Here is an 18,741-nt window from a genome sequence, read left to right on the forward strand (position 1 = left end):
GAAGCAATATGTGGGAGTTGGTAAAGGCAGGTGGTTGGTTGATGACGCCGATTGTATTGTGCTCAATTTTGGCATTGGTCATCATTATCGAGCGTAGTCATACCTTACAGTTTAACAAAATCGTTCCAAGCAGACTGCGTGAACAGCTAATCACACGCTTGCGTGAAAACGGTGATATCGGCCGCACTCAGCTGATGAACGTTAAAGAAAAAACCCCATTAGGCGATATCCTAGCGACAGGGCTGCTCTATCGCCAGTATGGGCTAGAATCGATGACCATGCACATGCAAAACCGTGCCAGTGTGCAAATCCATCAGTTAGAAAAAAACATCAACATGCTCGGCACCATCGGCGCGATTGCCCCACTGCTTGGGCTATTGGGTACTGTACTGGGTATTATTTCATCGTTTTTGGCGATTACTGATGGCGCGATGCAGGACCCGACGATGCTAGCCGCTGGGGTATCACAAGCGCTGATAACCACAGCTGCAGGGATGATTGTGGCCATCCCTGCACTGGTGGCCTATCGCTATTTTCAGCGCCGTATCATTGATATCAATGCACAGTTTGAGACCCAAGCGGGCTTGATGATTCAAGAGCTATACGACTATCACCTGCTAGCAGATAGTAACCTGGCGGATATGCGTCAGTTTCCTTCTGCTGCAGTAGAGGGCGCGGCAGACTCAGCGCCTGCTATGCATGGGGAGGTCAATGCTGAAGCAGCCATGACCTCATAATCTGCGTCAGTGGTTATCAGTATTTTACGTTATCAGTATTCTACCAAGTGTGGTATTGAGTCAATTAAAGAGAATGGTATGCGCTTTAGAAAACCGACGGTCGAGCCCCTTGAAATCAATCTGACACCGATGATTGATTGTTTATTATTCCTAATCGTGTTTTTATTGCTGGCCACCTCGTTCAATCATTTTAGCCGTTTAAACATCATTCTCCCTGAGGCAGAAGGGGTGGCGCTGACAGAGCAGAACAATACCATCGAAGTGGCAGTGCAAGAAGATGGTAACTACCTTGTCAATGGCATCACACTTGCGAGCAGCAATGAAGCGGAGCTGACCAGTATGCTTCAGCAAGAAGCCGGTAGCAATCGTGAGATGCTCTTTGTCATCGCAGCGGATGCCAATGCCACGCATCAATCAGTCGTGCGTGTGATGGATGTCGCTGGCAAAATGGGGTTTTTGAACCTAAATATCAGTACGGTTGTGCCGCTTGGCCAATCGTTACCGCAATAATATATGGCGTGCTCGATGCCGCACTTATCTGTAAAGCTGTAGTTCTGTGAAGCTGCAGTTCTTGAAGGTGCAGTATAGATGCAGTCCATTCATGTTATGACACCCAAATTGAGGCTTTTATGAGCCAAGCTTATTCATCAAACGCTACAAAACCGTCTGCAAAAAAACAGTCGGCTGCGCCCTCAGGTACGCCGAAATACCAGACATTGCTGCGGCTGCTACGTTATCTTAAACCGTACTGGTGGGCATTGCTGTTGACTATTATAGGCTTTGCTATTAATGCATCGACCGAGATTGGGACAGCGAAGTTATTGCAATATATTACTGATGCGATCAAGCAAAGTGATCAGAGTAAAAGGGATTGGTTTCCCGTTCTAATTATTATGCTTTTTTTAGTTCGCGGTGTGGGTAGCTTTTTGGGTAATTACTATTCTGCTTTGATTTCACGAAATCTGGTTTATGAGCTACGAGTAGAAGTTTTTAATAAGCTGCTGCGCTTGCCGAGTGCGTTTTATTTGGCCAATCCGGCAGGCACCATCTCCTCAAAGTTGATATTTGACGTCGAGCAAGTCACCGCTGCCAGTACCGACTCGATGAAAACGGTGTTGCGAGATGGTTTGACTGTGATTGGTCTGATTGGATTTTTGTTCTATAGTAATTGGCGTTTGACCTTGATTTTGTTTGTGGTGTTGCCGCCCATATTATGGCTGATTCGCATCGCATCCAAGCGTTATCTCAAGTTGTCAAAAGGCATCCAAGAAACCATGGGGGATGTCAGCCATATCACCAATGAAGTCATCGGTGGCTATCAGGTGGTCAAAAACTACGGCGGTCAAGCTTACGAAGCCGAGCGTTTTGATAAAACCTCCAAAAAGAACCTGCGCCAAGGTATGAAGGTCGTCGTGACCAACAGTATCAATACCCCAGCGGTACAGCTGCTGATGGCCATGGCGATGTCGGTGGTGGTTTGGCTGGCCCTTAGACCATCGGTGATCGATAATATCTCTGCCGGTGAGTTTATCTCGTATATCGCCGCGGCAGGACTGCTCAGTAAGCCGGTTCGATCCCTGACCGATGTCAATCAAAAACTGCAAAAAGGCATTGCCGCGGGTGAGTCCATCTTTGCGCTACTTGATGAGCCAGAAGAAAAAGACACCGGCACGGTCAGCCCAGCGTTGTCTGGGGAGATATCTCTGGACAATATCAGTTTGGTGTATCCTGATTCGACCGTAGCGCTGCGCGACTTTACGCTGGATGTGCGAGCAGGGGAGACGGTAGCCTTGGTAGGGCGCAGCGGCGCTGGTAAGTCTTCATTGGTTAATTTGTTGACGCGTACCTTGCCGACCTCCTCGGGGCAGATTACCTTGGATGGACGGCCGATTGAGGATATCGAGCTTGAGAGTCTGCGTGCGCAGATTGCGATGGTCAATCAGCAGGTGGTGCTATTTAATACCACTGTTTTTAATAACATCGCTTATGGCAGTTTGGCCAATAAAAGCCAAGCAGAGGTAGAAAAAGCAGCCAAAGATGCGTTTGCTCATGATTTTATTATGAAGCTGCCAAATGGCTATCAAAGCGAAATCGGCGCTGAAGGTCTGCAGCTGTCTGGTGGTCAGCGTCAGCGTTTGTCTATCGCTCGGGCTCTGCTAAAAGATGCACCGATTCTTATACTAGATGAGGCGACCAGCGCGCTGGACAATGAGTCAGAGTACTATATCCAGCAGGCACTTGATAATGTTATGAAAGACCGGACGACATTGGTCATTGCTCATCGATTGACGACCATTGAGTCCGCCGATCGTATCGCAGTCTTGGATGGTGGTCAGCTTGTAGAGCTGGGCACCCATGATGAGCTGATGCAGAAGCAAGGTCATTATGCCCAGATGTATGCCCGCGATTTTGAGTAGCCGTCAGTGCGTATAAAGCTTCAAATCAACGAATAAGTGAGCAACCAGCCTTGAGTATTGAGACGACAGTGACGCGTGCATGGCAACGCAAAGCCGCTTGGCTATGGCTGCTGTTGCCTATTAGTTGGCTATATGGTCTCATCATCACGCTGCGTCGTCAGGCTTATCGATGGGGGGTGTTTGCCAGCTATCGGGCGCCCATACCTGTCATGGTCATCGGTAATATCAGTGTGGGCGGTAGTGGCAAGACGCCGCTGATTATTGAGTTGGTGAGCTATCTACAAGCGGTACATCGTATCAAGGTGGGGGTGATTAGTCGCGGCTATGGCGGCGATACCAGCCAGATGCCAGCGCTGGTCGATGCCAGCAGCACCCCTAGCGTGGTCGGCGATGAGCCGTGTTTGATCGTCAACATGACAGGCGCACCGATGGCAGTCAGTCCCAATCGGCAGCAAGCGATCACCACGTTATTGGCCGCTCATCCAGACTTGCAACTGATCATTGCTGATGATGGCTTGCAGCATTATGCACTGCAGCGTGATATAGAGTGGATCGTCGTGGACACCGCTCGCGGTTTTGGTAATAAGCAGCTACTACCGACAGGGTTTTTACGTGAGCCATTGTCTCGGCTTAAGGGTGCCACTGTTGTGTATCATAGCAAGCAACAGATAAGTCCAGCCGCCGAGCACGCAAGCAAGCAAAAGCAGCCGAATCAGCGCCTGCTTATGTATATGCAAGCGGACAGCATGCAGCCTTTATGGGCACCTGCATTGGCGAATACCAAAAAACCAAACGCTGCGAAGGCCGATATACAGACAAGTGAGCAGCAAGATCATCCGGCAGCGCCAAAGACAGGCAGTCAAGTACATGCAGTCAGCGGCATCGGCTATCCGCAGCGTTTTTTTGAGACGCTCACAGATTTGGGCTTTGAGGTTATCGCTCATCCTTATCCAGATCATTATGATTTTACTTTGGCGGAGCTGCTACAGTATCGTCAGCATCCTATTGTCGTTACCACAAAAGACGCTGTAAAAATCAAAGCATTACTCTCAAAAGCCATGGCTGATAATGCGCTAGATGATGACTACCAAGCGCTGGTGAGTAGGCTCTGGGTATTGCCAGTCACCGCCGTGCTCTCTGATGATTGCTACCGCTTATTGACAGAGCAATTACAGAGACTGGATATCGATATCAAGCCTCATCAGGCGCTAAAATAAACAAAAAAATAAAGCGGCTCTAAAAACAGTCATTATCAAAGATAGCCATTATCAAAAATATATAAGACGGTACGTCACATCAAATCTACTAAGGAAGTAACCATGTCTAACATTGAGTCTGTCATTGACCCTGCTACTGCGTCTATGGCTGCTGTCAAAACTCACATTGTGATTCCTGCCCGTTTTAAGAGTACTCGACTACCTGGCAAGCCGTTATTAGCTATTCATGGCAAGCCGATGATTTTGTGGGTCGCTGAAAAGGCGCAAGCGGCACATTTTGCTGATGACATGTGTATCGCAACTGATGATGAGCGCATTGCTCAGGTGTGTATGGACGCAGGGTTTGAGGTGGTGATGACCAGCCGCGAGCATGCTTCGGGTACAGATCGCTTAGCGGAAGTTGCAGCCATCAAAGGCTGGGCTGATCAGGATATCGTCATCAACATGCAAGGCGATGAGCCGCTGGTGCCGCCTTTATTATTAGAACAAGTAAAGGATCTATTGGTCGCGGATAAAGCCAGCGTCATGGCCACCTTGTGTGAGCCGATCGATGATTATGAGACTTTTTTGCGTCACTCAGTGGTCAAGGTCGTCAGTCAATATACCAATGCGCTGCAGCGCGCGCTATATTTTAGCCGCGCGCCTATTCCTTGTGACCGTGATGTGGTATTGGCAGACGAGCCAAACAAGCAACCACCCAAAAACGCTTATCGGCATTTGGGGCTTTATGCGTACCGCGTGAGCTTGCTACAGCAGTTTGTACATTGGCCACAGACCCCGCTTGAGACCTTAGAGAGTCTGGAACAACTACGCGTACTAGAAAACGGCGGCCATATTGCTATCGCGACCGCAGCGTGTCATCTGCCGGCTGGGGTCGATACCCAAGAGGACTTGGATCGCCTCAATGCAATGGCATTTACCGACTTTCAGAGCCCGAGCAGCACCACTAACTAAAATAGCCTAAGCAAAATTACCATTAAGCTTTCAAGTCATTTTATAAAGCTGGAGCCATAGGTCATACAATGGAAAATATAGGTGCATCAAAGACTGCAGATGATATTTACTTTGCGCCACTATTGCCATGGCAGCAGGCATTATGGTCACAGCTCACTGACCGCGTCACTCGGCAGCAGACTTTGCCGCATGCTCTACTGGCCGCAGGCATGCAAGGCATGGGCAAACGTGCTTTTGTTTGGCGTCTGGTGGCGTGGCTGTTATGCCATGAGCGTGCCACCCATCCGCAAGGGGCGTGTGCCACGTGCGATAGCTGTCAGTGGCTCAGATCTGGTACACATCCAAGCTTACAGACGCTGCCACTTATCAGTATGCCAGTCAGTATCGATAATATAGAAGCTAAAGAAAAAGTCGGTAAAAAAAACACCAAGACCACAAGCAATAGCGCCTTAAAAATAAAAGTAGATGACATCCGCGCGCTACAGCCCTTTATTTATCAAGGCGGCCAAGGCCTGCGCATCTGTGTGTTAGACCATGCAGAGCAAATGACGGTCGCTGCCGCCAACGCGCTGCTCAAGACCTTGGAGGAGCCGCAAGCGCAGGTACATTTGTTTTTGATTAGCGACAGTCCAGCCCAACTGTTACCCACGATCAAAAGCCGCGTCCAGCAGTTGGCGTTACAGACGATTGAGCCTGCAGTCGCCATGGATTATATAACGCAGGCACTTGGGGCGACGGTCAACCGTGAAGCCGTGAGCCCAGCCGGGCTTCGCCAGCTTATACAGCTGGCTAACGGCGCGCCGCTCGCTGCGATTGCCTTGGCCAACGCCCCATGGTATAGCAAGCGTGCCTTGTGGCTGACGACTTGGCTGGCGCTGCGAAGTGGCAAACGTAGTAGCGTGGCGGCTAGCGACTATTGGCAATCACAGCTTAGTATTATAGAGTTTATTCAGCTCTCTGAGCTGATGCTGCTCGACATACGCCGCGTCTGTTTAGGTCTAGCAGTACTACAGCAAGACATCAATTGGACAGCGCTTACGAGCGATCAGGCTGATGGCAGTACCCCTGACGACAGTGCTATAGAGGCATTTTTTCATCACTTGCAGCAAAGCAAAGTTGCGCTACAACAAAATGTGCAAGAAAAATTTGCCTATGATAAGCTGATGCAAGAATTGGCGCGTTTATAAACCAATATTTAAAACGAGCGCTCACTCATAAAAATTTAATCCAATGACTAAAGGAAGCTGACTATGGCCATGCCAGGACGCGGCGGGGTCTTAACCTGCCATATTGAAGACATCGAAACGCTATATGCCAGCTACTTATCTTTTGTGACCAATGGAGCGTTATTTGTACCGTCTGATCGTCCACAGCAGTTGGGCGATGAAGTGTTTATTGCCATCACGTTGCCAAACTCCAGCGAGCGTTTACCGATGAATGGTAAGGTGGTGTGGATCAACTCTAAAAGCCAAAGCGGCCGGCCAGCCGGTTTTGCGGTACAAATCGGCACCGATATCGCAGGGCAAAGAATCAAAAACGAAGTAGAGCGTTTATTGGCTGGCAAAATCGACAGTTTGCAGTCTACTTATACCATGTAGCTGACGCGTTATGGTGATGACTGGCATGCTATGCTAGGCGTATAAAGTATAAAAAAGGCTGCGGTATCTCATTTAAGATACCGCGGCCTTTTTGTTTGAGATAGAGTAGGGCAAGATAATCGTAAGTCGTTAATAACGCGGCGGCACGTACATATCATCTGGGATAGGCTCGCGGTAATATTCATCATCGCGTTTGCGCTCTGGTAGCTCGACCTCATCACGCGGTACTTCTTTATAAGGGATTTGCTCGAGCAGATGGGCGATACAATTAAGACGCGCGCGCTTTTTATTATTACCCTCAACCACCCACCAAGGCGCTTCTGGGATATGAGTGCGCTCAAACATCGTCTCTTTGGCTTTAGTATAATCTTCCCAGCGTCGACGCGATTGTAAGTCCATCGGTGATAGTTTCCACTGCTTTAGCGGATCATGGATGCGGCTCATAAACCGTGAATGCTGCTCATCATCAGTAATTGAAAACCAGTATTTTACGAGGCGGATACCTGAGCGCACTAGCATACGCTCAAACTCAGGTACCGATTGAAAAAACTCTTCGTACTGCGCATCACTGCAAAACCCCATGACGCGCTCAACACCAGCACGGTTATACCAGCTACGATCAAATAAGACAATCTCGCCCGCCGCTGGCAAGTGTGCTACATAACGCTGAAAATACCACTGTGATTGTTCACGCTCGGTAGGCGCAGGTAGGGCGGCTACTCTACAAACCCTTGGATTCAGCCGCTGAGTGATGCGCTTAATCGCACCGCCTTTACCCGCAGAGTCGCGTCCTTCAAAGATAACGACAATGCGCTCGCCGCGATCCACCACCCAATCTTGGAGTTTTATCAGCTCTCTTTGCAGACGTACCAGCTCTTGAAAGTAGGTGCGCCGCTCCAAAACCTCATGCTCGCTCATCTCAATACCATCGAAATGAAAATCTCGCACATAATCATCAACTTCGTTCTCAAGCTCCTCATCATAGGTATCGATCAAGTCTAGATGCATCTTGCGACGCAGCTCATCATCGTATACCTCCTTATCCATACGCTCGACAAAGTTATCCTGCTCAGGCGGGCTCAGTTCGTGTCGCTCTTGAATCGTTAGAGAGTCAGGGTCTATTGCTGATGGTATCTTAGGCATATAAAACTCATTAATATAAAAATGTCATAGCAGTGTTAGGGCTATCATTACTTTACCATACCTTTAATAAATTCTAGAGATAGGTTAACGGTTATTTATAAAAAGCAGTCACAATAAAAACCTTTTAGCCATAAAAAACGCCCTCTGATGATCATCAAAGGACGTTTAAATATAACGATAAGCTTATGAATAAATCATTTATTCATAAGCAGTAAACTCTCAGCTTACTTCTCTAAGATACAAGTGACGCCTTGACCACCAGCAGCGCAAATAGAGACAAGCGCACGGCCTGAGCCTTTTTCGTCGAGTAATTTAGCCGCTGTGGCTAAGATACGACCACCAGTTGCAGCAAAAGGATGACCAGCTGCTAGTGATGAACCGTTGACGTTAAGCTTGCTACGATCGATGGAACCTAGTGGCGCATCAAGACCTAGACGTTCTTGACAGAATGTCTCATCTTCCCATGCTGCAAGCGTTGAGAGCACTTGTGACGCAAACGCTTCGTGGATTTCATAAAAGTCGAAGTCTTGCAGCGTTAGGCCAGCACGCTCAAGCATACGCGGTACCGCATAGGCAGGTGCCATTAGCAAGCCTTCAGTAGTACCTGACTTGCCGATGAAATCAACAGCCGCTGTTTCTTGGTGCGCGATGTACGCCAATGGCTTGAGGCCGTGTTCTTTTGCCCACTCATCCGTACCGAGTAGGACACAAGAGGCGCCATCAGTGAGAGGGGTAGAGTTGGCCGCTGTCATGGTTGGGTTGGCGTTCTTTTTACCAAATACTGGCTTTAGCTTGCCCAACTTTTCGAGCGTGGTGTCGGGGCGCAAGTTGTTGTCACGAGTCAAGCCTTTATATGGCGTGATAAGGTCGTCAAAGAAGCCTTCGTCATAAGCACGTGCTAGGTTTTTATGGCTATTAAACGCCAGCTCGTCTTGGGCTTCGCGGCTGATATTCCACTCAAGCGTGGTGATGGCTTGGTGCTCACCCATTGATAGGCCGGTACGCGGCTCACCATTTTGTGGGGTGTCGATCAAATCTTTCGGGTTTAGCCCCATTAGTGCTTTTAGGCGCTGCTTATTGTCTTTTGCCGCACCAAGTTTGATAAGGACTTTGCGCAGACCATCACCGATAGCGATAGGCGCATCAGAGGTGGTATCGACACCGCCTGTGATGGCTGAGTCAATCAAACCAAGGGCGATTTTGTTGGCAGAGGCAAAGGTCGCTTGTAAGCCAGTACCACAGGCTTGTGAGATATCGTATGTTGGCGTATGAGGGTTTAGGGCTGTGTTTAGCGTCGCTTCACGCGTTAAGTTGATGTCGCGGCTCAGCTTCATGACCGCACCAGAGACGACCTCTCCGATGATTTCGTCTTGTAGGTTATAACGCTCGACCAAACCATCTAATGCAGCGGTTAGCATGTCCGTATTGCTGACGTCAGCATAAGTGCCGTTTGAGCGGGCAAAGGGGATACGGTTGCCGCCCAAGATTGCGACGCGGTTTAGGTTTGAGGCTGGTTTGGCCTTTTTTGATTGGGTGGCAGCTGCTGTTTTGCTGACGGCTGCGGCAGTGCCCTCAGTGGTTTTTTTGCTGTTATTGCTGCTGCTATCGGTAGACTTTACGACAGTGCTTTCAACGACTGGACTATCAGGGTGATTGTTTTTATTACTCATAATATTATCCTTAAAGAGTATGGGTACAAAAGAAAAAAGGTGGCTGCTGGCCGTTATTTATTACTTACTATGGTCATCTATGATAAGACGTTTTTACCAGCGTAATGTATGTCTTTGGCAAACGATGTGACGCTTATTTGTCGCCGCTTGGTCAGGGTTTTAAAAGCAAAAGAGCGGCTTGAAAACCCAGACTATTTTTGTAAACTCAGGCGTCTCGATTATTACCATTGCATAATAATGCATTTGATAATATATTGTTATCGATAATTGCATTTGCCATAACTTATGGGTCTGATTTTAACACAGTATCAGGCACGGTGACGCGAAAAAAAGTTGCCATCTTGTATACTGGCTTGTTTACAGATTGTTGTAGACTTTGTCAGTTTTTGGACTTGTTTATAACGGCAGTGTATAGTTAAGCCAGATTTTAATGCATTTACTAAATATCAATAATGATGCGTCCGGTGAGTCTATATAATAGGCGCATTGCATTTTTAATTATTTTAACCATTTATTATAGGGATTATATTATGTCAGACCGTTATGGTGATTTTGTTCAGTCGTCTATTGGCAAAAAAGTGGCCAAAAATTTAGGTCTACCACTGCCAGTGACGTTAGATCGTTTTGAGAGCGGTGAGCCTTTGGTACGTGGCAGTGTGTTGGTTGGTCGCGCTGATGGCGACGACAAAAGCGTAAGCGCTGCAGTGGCCCGCATCTTATCAGAGGTCCATGCAGATGTGTACGTCAATAGTAGCGACGATATCAAAGATGCGCTGGCTGATGCTGGTGTAGACGCAAAAGCCAATACGGGCGGCGATGATAAGTTTAAAGTATTGCTATTTGATGCCAGTAATATCAGTAACGCCGATCAGCTAAAAGCGGTATACGCATTTTTTCATACAGTGGCGCGCCGTGTCGAAAAATCAGGCCGTGTCATCATCATTGGCCGTACGCCAGAAAACCTCACAGACATCGAGGCTGCCTTGGCGCAGCGTGCGCTTGAGGGTTTTGTGAAGTCTGTTGGTAAAGAGTTTAAGCGCGGTATCACCGCCCAGTTGGTCTACGTCGAAGAAGGTGCTGAGCAAAATCTTGATTCAACGCTGCGTTTCTTTACCTCAGCGCGCTCAGCGTATGTGTCAGGCCAAGTGGTACGTGTCAGTAAAGGCGACACTGTGGATGTCGACTGGACACAGCCTTTAGGTGGCAAAACCATGCTGGTGACAGGTGCCAGCCGCGGTATCGGTGAAGCAATCGCGCGTGTATTGGCTCGCGAAGGCGCTCACGTTATCTGCCTAGATGTACCTCAGCAGCAGGCAGATCTACAAAAAGTCGCAAGCGAAATCAGCGGCTCTGTGTTGACAGTCGATATCACCAGCGAGGATGCAGGCAAGCAAATTGCAGAGGCGGCACAAAAGCGCGGTGGGCTTGATTCAATCATTCACAATGCTGGGGTCACGCGCGATAAGACGTTGGCAAAAATGGATGAAAAAAAGTGGGATATGGTCATCGATATCAACCTAGCTAGCATCGCACGACTCAATCGCTATCTATTAGAAAACGATGTATTAAAGGACAACGCACGTATCGTATGTGTGTCATCTATCTCAGGCATCGCAGGCAACATGGGACAAACCAACTATGCCACTTCTAAAGCAGGCGTCATCGGACTGGTCAATGCTACCGCCAAACAGTTACAAGACAATACCAAGGGTATGACCATCAATGCTGTGGCACCAGGCTTTATCGAGACGCAAATGACAGAGGCCATCCCTTTTGCTATTCGTGAGGCAGGTCGCCGCATGAACTCCATGAGCCAAGGCGGTCTGCCAGTAGACGTGGCCGAGACCATCGCTTGGTTTGCCTCTCCTGCATCGGGTGGCCTAAATGGAAACATCGTTCGCGTTTGTGGTCAAAGCTTACTGGGTGCTTAGGACAAGCAATTGTCCGTGCATAGCTAAGCTGTGGCAAAAGTAAGTAAGGTAAATGTCGCTAAAGAATAAAGCGGTGCTCACATCGTAATGTGAGGTTTTTTCTTGATTGCCTAACATATGCTTACGAAAAAATTGCTGATAAATTGTAATAAAGCTGCCCAAGGGTGGCTTTTTTATGATAAAAACGTAGAATTCATGATTTTATGATAAAAACGTAGAATTCATGATAACAATGCCCCAAAAGGTTTGCTCCAGCCCTACTTAGGATTTATTTATGTCAGACAAACACTATGATGCGTTGCCAAAAGCGCATACAACTTATGCCAATATCGTCAAAAGTTTATTGCCTATCGGCAACAGTGGCAAAGTCAGTAAAGATCAGTTACCACAAGCGACTTACTACGTCGATGACCTCCATATTGATCAAGAAAATTTAGACGATTATCGTAAGATTTGTGGTTTTGCAGATAATGGCAAAGTGCCTATTACTTATTTTTCTGTGTTGTCGCAGACGCTGCAAATGAACATGATGGTCAAAGAGCCGTTTCCCTTTGCGATGCTCGGTCTCGTACACGTAGACAACAGTGTGACGCAGTATCGTCCTATCGGTGAGCGTGAAACAGTGGCGATGTCTGTGACTTTTGATAATCTGCGCGACCATGCCCAAGGTCAACAGTTTGATTTTGTCACGACAGTCAAATCAAAAGACGAGGTGGTGTGGGAGGGGACATCAACCTATCTATCACGTGGCAAAAAACCCAGCAGCAGTAAAGACAAAAAAAGCAAACCGCGCCCAGTTACCGTAAAACCGACTATCGATGACAATGGTACCCACAGTGTTTTTGAAGTACCAGAAGATATTGGCCGTCGTTATGCGTTTGTCTCAGGGGATTTTAACCTCATTCACTTGCATCCATTATCGGCACGGGCCTTTGGTTTTCCAAAAGCGATCGCTCATGGTATGTGGTCGAAAGCCAAATGTCTCGCGCTGATGGATGAGCTGCCTGATGCCTGTACTGTCGATGTGTCCTTTAAACTCCCTATCTTTTTGCCTGCTGAAGTAGAGCTGATAGCCGAGCCGGTATCACAGCTACAAAACACGGATGATAGTTGTGAGTTTGGTCTATTTAGCGCCAAAAATGACAAGCCTCATCTAGCGGGTTTGGTAACACTCAAGACCGCTAAGTAAATACAGCTGGGGCTTTCGCCTAACTGCTATCGAAAGTTATGGCGAACGGATCAAACGCGTTTAAGTACTAAAGCGCGTTTGTCTTTATATATATCCTACGTAGACAGACTAACGAATCTTTTTATTATTATGACCTCACATACTACAGTAACAACCCCAAATTCAGACCAAATCAATGATGTCGCGGCGCCTAATACCGCTGCTGCCAATGATGCTGCGGCAGACGACAGCGCCATAGCTGATGCGGACAATGTGGACAATGGCATCGAGCTTTCGACCCTCTTTGAGCCTTATTTTCGCCCTGATGCCAATACCATCGTATGCGGCGCTCTGGATGAACAAAAAGTTGACGCATTGGCAAAGGCTGGCGTCGAGCTGGTCATCAACTTGCAGCCTGATGACGAGCTGAGCTTCGATGAAGCTGCCGCCGTCAAGCGCGCAGGCATGTATTATGAGCAGCTGCCTATCAGCGGCGCTGCTGATTTAAAGCAGCTAAAAGTATTGGCGTTTGATAACATCCTGCGCCAGTATCACGGCAAAAAGGTAGCCCTACACTGTGGCTCTGGTAATAGAGTGGGCGCGGTGACGGCACTGCGCGCCGGCTGGTTGCGCGGCCGAAAAATGGATACAGCCATGGCACGGGGACGTAGTCACGGTCTGAGCAAGCTAGAAGATGAGGTGTATAATCGTTTGTTGGTCCCGCGCTAATAAGACATACCCTAAAGTAATCGGTTAATAGAACAAAAGGCGACCAGACGGTGGCCTTTTTATGATAATAGAGTAAGGCTGCCATGACTGAGACAATGAACAAAACCAACGAACGCGATGACGCTCAAATAAATACCACCCTGCAGCAGCGTCTACAGCAATTGCTGACCAGCTTGCAGCTTGATGATGCGCCAGCTGGCGGGGCGCTAGTGGTCTATCAGGCAGGCGAGTGTATCGCTCGTGCCAGTGTGGGCTTGGCGCGTCCAGAGATGGCATGGCAACCGCAAACCCTAGCGATTAACTTTTCGACCGGTAAAGGGGTGCTCGCGGCTTTGGTTCATGTATTGGTCTCCAAACAGCTACTCGCTTATGACGTCCCCATTGCCCAGTATTGGCCGGCATTTGCGGCTAATGGCAAAGCGCATATTACGCTACGGCAGGTGATGTCGCACCAAGCTGATCTCTTTGCAATTACCAGTATTGAGGCAGATAGCGAGGCGGTACTAGACTGGTCGTATATGCGCAAAAAAGTTGCCGACATGACCATGACTCAACCTGACCAAGCCGACGCTTACGACTCCGCTTATAGTGCGCTAATATACGGCTGGGTGCTGGGCGGCTTGGTAGAAATCGTCACCAAGATGCCGCTTGCGCAAGCGCTAAGCCATTATTTGACGGCGCCATTAGGGATTGCTGATAGCTGCTATTTTGGGGTGCCAGATGATAAAGTCGACCTTGTCGCCAAGCTGGCCAAAGACTTTGATGCAGACGAGACGACAACCTCTAAGCTGCGGCAAAAACGACAAAAACCCACATTAAAACCAGACTCGGCAAATACCTTATCTGTCTATAACCATCTACCAAGCGCGGCGTGTTGGCAGCAGCAAGCCTTGCAGATGCAGCGCTCTGTAGCTGCTTCTGGGACGGATAAAGGACATCACCGCCAGCCGGCGTTAACCACTGCAGGTATCAGTCGTCTGTATTTTGATACCAGCCACCTCAATCTAAAAAACTACAAATCAGCGCTTATCCCAGCCGGCAAGCAGCCTATTGATTACTATCAACGACAAACGCTACAAGCCGTCATCCCTGCTGCTAATGGGGTCGCGTCGGCTCAGGCGCTGGCGACGATATATGCCATGCTTGCCAATGGCGGGGTATGGCAAGGTCAGATGCTAATCGATCGCGCTACTTTTGAGCAGTTATCCACGCCCCAAGTCACAGGGTTAGACGCAGTCATGCCAGCGCCTATGCATTGGCGCTTGGGTTATCATCGTCTATTTAGTGTCTGTGCTGATACTGCGGCGGGTTTTGGTCACATGGGCTACAACGGCTCAGTGGCGTGGTGTGATCCATCGCGGCAATTGTCGTTTGCTTTTATTCATAACTTCGATACTACGATGCTCAATGACGTTCGTCAGTTTGCTTTGACCGAAGCAGTACTCGCGTTGATAGCGCCTTAGCCACACGTAGCTAGTGTATAAATTGCTAACATGTTCGATAATGCTTATGTCGAAGGCGGCTTATTGGGTGTTATTTTGAGCAGCTTTGGCGCACTCAAGCCATGCATAAAGATAGATATCAAAATTACAATAGAGCAGACCACCCATAACTTGAGCGCATCATCGTCTGCAAAGTAGCCGTGGTTGAGCGCATAGGATAAGTAATACAAGGTGCCGATACCGCGAATGCCCAAAGCCGAGATTGCGTATTTTTCGGAATGAGGCAGGCCTAGCCCCGATAAGGCGATAAACCCGCCGATAGGGCGTATCAGAAGTAAAAACACAAAGCTGACGATGTAGACCCGCCATGTCAGCTCGATGCCTGACTGTAAGGCTTGACCAAGCAGCATCCCAAACACCACCAGTACCAGTGACATGAGTAAACCCTCTGACTGCTCAGCGAAATCATGGAGTTTTTGATGGTAATCATGCTGGTGCTCTGAGCGGCGAAAGGCAAAGGCTGCGACAAACACAGCGATAAAACCATAGCTCTCTACATACTCGGCCAGTCCATAAGCGACCAGCGTCAGAGCGATCACTACATAGCCTTGTGAGATGGGCGTTTCTTGACTGTATTTAGAAAACACAAGCTTGGCCATGGCTTTGCCAACGACGATACCCACCACCAATCCTGCGCCTATCTTCCACAAAACATCGTGGGTAAACCATGACCAGAGCATCTCGCCATCGAAACGCTGACCTGCGCTCAACGCTTCTGCCACCTTGATGGCCAAATAAACAAATGGAAACGCCAATCCGTCATTTAACCCTGACTCTGAGGTCAAGGTAAAGCGCGTCGTGTCCTCGCCGCCAGTGTTTGGTGGGCCGACCTGAATGCTAGACGCTAAGACAGGATCGGTCGGTGCCAACACCGCACCCAACAAAATCGCCGCCCCCATACTCAAGCCAAAAGCATAGTAGCCCAAAGCTGCCATGGTAAAAATACCAATCGGCATGGTGATGAGCAGCAGCCTAATCGTCGGTCGCCACAGCCGCCAAGACAGCTCTGTATCAATCTTGATACCCGCGCCAACCAGTGATACCAAGACCACGATTTCTGTGAGTTTTTCGATGATAAGGCCATTGTCAATCGGGTCCAAAAACGATAACGTCGTCCAACAATAACCCATGAGCAATCCAAAGCTTACCTGCAGCATCGGCAATGATATCGGGGTGTGTTTAAACATGATAGGAAACAGCGCCCCAAACAAAAAGGCAATACCGCAGACCAATAAGAAGACGTTATAGTTTTCAATCATAAAGGGGTGCACGCGACTATGTTATAAAAATATGTTATAAAAGTTTTTATCGACAACTATTTAAAAATATTTAATGTATGACGGCCTAGTCGATAACCAGCTCACCTCAGTTATCTGTCACCTAAGTTATCTGACTGATAGTTTGTTCGAAGTCGTCAGCGCGGCTGCTCTGAGTCAATCTTATCATGACGCCAAAAATATATTATTACCGCAAAAAAATCGTTATCAAAACGCGTGCTGCGTTGTTTTTTTGTGAAAAAAAAGCCTGCACGATGCAGGCTTTTCTCAACAGCTTGAGGTTTTAGAGAGTAGGGATGTCGTTAGCGTTCAACTTGACTCACGTCGCGTATCGCCCCTGTATCTGCACTGGTGGTCATGGCAGCATAAGCGCGTAAGGCTGGCGTCACATAGCGCTCACGGCTGACAGGCTTCCACGCATCACGGCCACGTGCTTGCATTTCTTCGCGGCGCGCCGCCAGCTCGGCATCACTGACTTGCATGTTGATGGTGCGATTTGGGATATCGATATGAATGGTGTCGCCTTCCATAACCAAACCAATCGCACCGCCCTCTGCTGCCTCTGGGCTGGCGTGACCAATAGAGAGGCCAGAGGTACCACCAGAGAAGCGGCCGTCAGTTAGCAGCGCACACTCTTTGCCCAAGCCTTTAGACTTAAGATACGTAGTAGGGTATAGCATCTCCTGCATACCAGGGCCACCTTTTGGTCCTTCATAGCGAATGATGACCACATCACCTGCGACGATCTCATCTGCCAATATGGCGGCGACGGCTGCGTCTTGCGACTCAAAAATACGCGCGCGACCTGTAAAGGTTAAAATACTTTCATCAACGCCTGCGGTTTTGACCACACAGCCACGCTCAGCGATATTGCCATAAAGCACGGCAAGGCCACCATCTGTTGAGTAAGCGTGTTTGACACTACGGATACAGCCTGACTCGCGATTGACATCGAGGTTTGGCCACTCCTTTGCCTGCGAAAACGCTTGAGTGGTACGTACACCGCCCGGCGCTGCAACATATAGCGACCGTGCTTCGGTGTTGTCAGGGTTCATAATGTCCCATTTGTCGATGGCTTCTTTCATCGTGGCACTATGGATGGTCGGTATGTCGGTGGTCAATAGGCCTGCTCGATCAAGCTCGGCGAGTAATGCCATCACGCCGCCTGCACGGTGGACGTCTTCCATATGGTACTTTTGTGAGGCGGGCGCGACTTTAGATAGGCAAGGCACACCGCGGCTTAGGCGATCGATGTCCGCCATTTTAAAATCCACCTCTGCTTCGTTGGCGGCCGCCAGTAAATGCAAAATGGTGTTGGTCGAGCCGCCCATGGCGATATCGAGGCTCATGGCGTTTTCAAACGCAGCTTTGGTGGCGATAGAGCGCGGCAAGACAGACTCGTCGTCTTGCTCATAGCGGCGTTTGGCCAATGAGACAATCGTGCGGCCCGCTTCTAAAAACAGCTCGCGGCGCAGCGCATGGGTTGCAAGCAGTGAGCCATTGCCGGGCAATGATAGCCCCAGTGCTTCGGTCAAGCAGTTCATGGAGTTGGCAGTAAACATACCAGAGCACGAGCCGCAAGTCGGGCAGGCAGAGCTTTCGATGGCCAAAACGTCTTCGTCACTGATGCGGTCATCAGCGGCATCCATCATGGCATCGACCAAGTCGAGCTTGCGAATGGCGTTGCCTTTATTATCAGTGGTATGGACATCGCTGCCGCCATCATTGTTATGACTATGAGCCACAGTACTGGCTATGACTTTACCAGCCTCCATAGGCCCACCAGAGACAAACACCACAGGAATATTAAGACGCATCGCGGCCATCAACATGCCTGGGGTGATTTTGTCACAGTTAGAGATACATACCAAGGCATCGGCGCAGTGGGCATTGACCATGTATTCCACTGAGTCGGCGATCAGATCGCGACTGGGTAATGAGTACAGCATGCCGCTATGGCCCATGGCGATACCATCGTCGACCGCAATGGTATTAAACTCCTTTGCCACACCGCCCGCTTTTTCGATCTCACGTGCAACCATCTGACCCAAATCCTTTAGGTGTACGTGACCGGGTACAAACTGAGTAAATGAGTTGGCAATGGCAATGATTGGCTTGCCAAAGTCGCCATCAGTCATGCCAGTTGCACGCCACAGTGCGCGAGCACCTGCCATGTTACGACCACCGGTAGAGGTTTTTGAGCGATAATCCATGTGATTTTCCTTACAAATAGGCGAGGTTTATAAAAAAGTGCAGCCTCAGCTGTGATGATAGTGTGCTTTTTATACTAAATAACGACCAATGAATAATACTAGGTCATGACCATACCATTAGATATGAATGTTGACTTCCTCCCCTCCCTAAACGGAGGGGATTCCTACTAAAGACGGCCAAGCCC

The 18,741-nt window shown here is 48.8% G+C and carries 15 protein-coding genes; 11 read left to right on the top strand and 4 right to left on the bottom strand.

Annotation, left to right across the window (positions count from 1 at the left end):
• Positions 1-8: 8 nt before the first annotated feature.
• From JFC05_RS07050 to JFC05_RS07080, 7 genes are all read left to right on the top strand, one after another.
• Positions 9-737: a MotA/TolQ/ExbB proton channel family protein gene (locus JFC05_RS07050; protein ID WP_226941235.1), complete on the top strand. Its 729-nt coding sequence runs from the start codon at positions 9-11 to the stop codon at positions 735-737.
• A gap of 78 nt (positions 738-815) precedes the next feature.
• Positions 816-1,247, top strand: coding sequence for an ExbD/TolR family protein (locus JFC05_RS07055; protein WP_075102123.1), 432 nt, complete (start codon positions 816-818; stop codon positions 1,245-1,247).
• 119 nt (positions 1,248-1,366) lie between these two features.
• Positions 1,367-3,154: a lipid A export permease/ATP-binding protein MsbA gene (gene msbA / locus JFC05_RS07060; protein WP_198336352.1), complete on the top strand. Its 1,788-nt coding sequence runs from the start codon at positions 1,367-1,369 to the stop codon at positions 3,152-3,154.
• A gap of 50 nt (positions 3,155-3,204) precedes the next feature.
• Positions 3,205-4,371, top strand: a complete 1,167-nt coding sequence (gene lpxK, locus JFC05_RS07065) for a tetraacyldisaccharide 4'-kinase (RefSeq protein WP_198336353.1) — start codon at positions 3,205-3,207, stop codon at positions 4,369-4,371.
• Positions 4,372-4,473: 102 nt separating this feature from the next.
• Positions 4,474-5,325 (top strand): 3-deoxy-manno-octulosonate cytidylyltransferase, encoded by an 852-nt coding sequence (gene kdsB, locus JFC05_RS07070; protein ID WP_227697456.1) that lies wholly within the window; start codon positions 4,474-4,476, stop codon positions 5,323-5,325.
• Between the two features lie 68 nt (positions 5,326-5,393).
• Positions 5,394-6,512, top strand: coding sequence for a DNA polymerase III subunit delta' (locus JFC05_RS07075; protein ID WP_198336354.1), 1,119 nt, complete (start codon positions 5,394-5,396; stop codon positions 6,510-6,512).
• Between the two features lie 63 nt (positions 6,513-6,575).
• Positions 6,576-6,923 (top strand): PilZ domain-containing protein, encoded by a 348-nt coding sequence (locus tag JFC05_RS07080; RefSeq protein ID WP_192995332.1) that lies wholly within the window; start codon positions 6,576-6,578, stop codon positions 6,921-6,923.
• A gap of 129 nt (positions 6,924-7,052) precedes the next feature.
• Here JFC05_RS07080 and ppk2 read toward each other — a convergent pair whose 3' ends face one another.
• Together ppk2 and JFC05_RS07090 are read right to left on the bottom strand one after the other, a co-directional pair.
• Positions 7,053-8,066 carry a polyphosphate kinase 2 gene (gene ppk2 / locus JFC05_RS07085; RefSeq protein ID WP_244658187.1) on the bottom strand — a complete coding sequence of 338 codons (1,014 nt, stop codon included), beginning with the start codon at positions 8,064-8,066 and terminating at the stop codon, positions 7,053-7,055.
• A gap of 224 nt (positions 8,067-8,290) precedes the next feature.
• Positions 8,291-9,736, bottom strand: coding sequence for an acetyl-CoA C-acetyltransferase (locus JFC05_RS07090; RefSeq protein ID WP_198336355.1), 1,446 nt, complete (start codon positions 9,734-9,736; stop codon positions 8,291-8,293).
• Positions 9,737-10,266: 530 nt separating this feature from the next.
• Here JFC05_RS07090 and JFC05_RS07095 point away from each other — a divergent pair.
• The 4 genes from JFC05_RS07095 (at position 10,267) to JFC05_RS07110 (ending at position 15,027) form a co-directional block, all read left to right on the top strand.
• The gene (locus JFC05_RS07095) at positions 10,267-11,667 is read left to right on the top strand and encodes a 3-oxoacyl-ACP reductase (RefSeq protein WP_198336356.1); all 1,401 of its coding nucleotides are present in this window, start codon (positions 10,267-10,269) and stop codon (positions 11,665-11,667) included.
• Positions 11,668-11,941: 274 nt separating this feature from the next.
• A complete protein-coding gene (locus JFC05_RS07100; protein ID WP_105246173.1) occupies positions 11,942-12,856 on the top strand; it encodes a MaoC family dehydratase in 915 nt (304 codons plus the stop codon).
• 129 nt (positions 12,857-12,985) lie between these two features.
• Positions 12,986-13,564: a protein tyrosine phosphatase family protein gene (locus JFC05_RS07105; protein WP_198336357.1), complete on the top strand. Its 579-nt coding sequence runs from the start codon at positions 12,986-12,988 to the stop codon at positions 13,562-13,564.
• A gap of 83 nt (positions 13,565-13,647) precedes the next feature.
• A complete protein-coding gene (locus JFC05_RS07110) occupies positions 13,648-15,027 on the top strand; it encodes a serine hydrolase domain-containing protein (RefSeq protein WP_198336358.1) in 1,380 nt (459 codons plus the stop codon).
• A gap of 44 nt (positions 15,028-15,071) precedes the next feature.
• Here the strand turns inward: JFC05_RS07110 and JFC05_RS07115 are convergent, their stop codons facing one another.
• Both JFC05_RS07115 and ilvD read right to left on the bottom strand, forming a co-directional pair.
• Positions 15,072-16,325, bottom strand: a complete 1,254-nt coding sequence (locus tag JFC05_RS07115; protein ID WP_198336359.1) for a cation:proton antiporter — start codon at positions 16,323-16,325, stop codon at positions 15,072-15,074.
• A 320-nt stretch (positions 16,326-16,645) separates the two neighbouring features.
• Positions 16,646-18,556: a dihydroxy-acid dehydratase gene (gene ilvD, locus JFC05_RS07120; RefSeq protein ID WP_198336360.1), complete on the bottom strand. Its 1,911-nt coding sequence runs from the start codon at positions 18,554-18,556 to the stop codon at positions 16,646-16,648.
• Positions 18,557-18,741 lie beyond the last annotated feature (185 nt).

Origin of the sequence: Psychrobacter celer (assembly GCF_016107555.1) — a bacterium.
In the GTDB taxonomy this organism is placed as follows: domain Bacteria; phylum Pseudomonadota; class Gammaproteobacteria; order Pseudomonadales; family Moraxellaceae; genus Psychrobacter; species Psychrobacter celer.